Here is a 225-nt window from a genome sequence, read left to right as displayed (position 1 = left end):
TTGTAATTGTATCCATCAACCTATAAAGAATCCTCAAGAACACTTTATCTTTCGCAGCCGAGCCCACAATCCATCACAAAAGCGCTCTTGAAGCACATAATAGGTCAAAATCGCTTTTAACAATTCCAGATTGGCAGTAGGAATCGCTGCGGCAAGGTTATGTGATCTTTTACCTTTTCCTTCAAGTATTCCAGGTAATCTTTTTTTAATAAATCTGTCTTATAT

Annotated in this window: 1 protein-coding gene; it reads right to left on the bottom strand. The window is 36.9% G+C overall.

Annotation, left to right across the window (positions count from 1 at the left end; all coding sequences use genetic code 11):
* Nucleotides 1-33 precede the first annotated feature (33 nt).
* Nucleotides 34-189 (bottom strand): DUF6508 domain-containing protein, encoded by a 156-nt coding sequence (locus tag V7137_RS30645; RefSeq protein ID WP_420490105.1) that lies wholly within the window; start codon nucleotides 187-189, stop codon nucleotides 34-36.
* Nucleotides 190-225 lie beyond the last annotated feature (36 nt).

The organism is Neobacillus drentensis, from assembly GCF_036962765.1.
GTDB lineage: Bacteria > Bacillota > Bacilli > Bacillales > Cytobacillaceae > Neobacillus > Neobacillus drentensis_C.
The sequence above is the reverse complement of the archived record's forward strand: the minus strand, read 5'-3'. Positions and strand labels throughout refer to the sequence as shown.